1 protein-coding gene is annotated in these 1,083 nt (G+C 68.6%); it reads left to right on the forward strand.

The window, feature by feature from the left end; all coding sequences use genetic code 11:
• A partial coding sequence (gene ispG, locus ABD198_RS30475; RefSeq protein ID WP_344007966.1) for a flavodoxin-dependent (E)-4-hydroxy-3-methylbut-2-enyl-diphosphate synthase occupies positions 1–1,083 on the forward strand: 1,083 nt, incomplete at both ends.

Consider the following 1,083-nt stretch of genomic DNA (forward strand, 5'->3'; position numbering starts at 1 on the left):
CCAAGCTCGCCGAGCGCCGGAAGAGCCGGCAGATCCAGGTCGGGCCCGTGGCGGTCGGTGGGGACGCCCCCGTCTCGGTCCAGTCGATGACCACCACCCGTACCTCGGACATCGGGGCGACGCTGCAGCAGATCGCGGAGCTGACCGCGTCGGGCTGCCAGATCGTGCGGGTGGCCTGCCCCACCCAGGACGACGCGGACGCGCTGGCGACGATCGCCCGCAAGTCGCAGATCCCGGTGATCGCCGACATCCACTTCCAGCCGAAGTACGTGTTCGCGGCGATCGAGGCGGGCTGTGCGGCGGTCCGGGTGAACCCGGGCAACATCAAGAAGTTCGACGACCAGGTCAAGGAGATCGCGAAGGCGGCCCGGGACCACGGCACCCCGATCCGTATCGGTGTGAACGCCGGGTCGCTGGACAAGCGGCTGCTGCAGAAGTACGGCAAGGCCACCCCCGAGGCGCTGGTCGAGTCGGCCCTGTGGGAAGCCTCGCTGTTCGAGGAGCACGACTTCCGCGACATCAAGATCTCGGTGAAGCACAACGACCCGGTGGTGATGATCGAGGCCTACCGGCAGCTGGCCGAGCAGTGCGACTATCCCCTGCACCTGGGCGTGACCGAGGCCGGCCCGGCCTTCCAGGGCACCATCAAGTCCGCCGTGGCCTTCGGTGCGCTGCTGTCGCAGGGCATCGGGGACACGATCCGGGTCTCGCTGTCGGCGCCGCCGGCCGAGGAGGTCAAGGTCGGCATCCAGATCCTGGAGTCGCTCAACCTGCGCCAGCGGGGCCTGGAGATCGTCTCCTGCCCGTCCTGCGGCCGCGCCCAGGTGGATGTGTACAAGCTGGCCGAGGAGGTCACGGCGGGCCTGACCGGCATGGAGGTGCCCCTGCGTGTCGCCGTGATGGGCTGCGTGGTGAACGGCCCCGGTGAGGCCCGTGAAGCGGATCTCGGTGTGGCCTCCGGGAACGGCAAGGGGCAGATCTTCGTGAAGGGCGAGGTCATCAAGACGGTGCCGGAGTCGAAGATCGTGGAGACGCTGATCGAAGAGGCCATGAAGCTGGCCGGGCAGATGGAGAAGGACGGCG

It is taken from the genome of Streptomyces thermocarboxydovorans (genome assembly GCF_039524635.1).
Lineage (GTDB): Bacteria > Actinomycetota > Actinomycetes > Streptomycetales > Streptomycetaceae > Streptomyces > Streptomyces thermocarboxydovorans.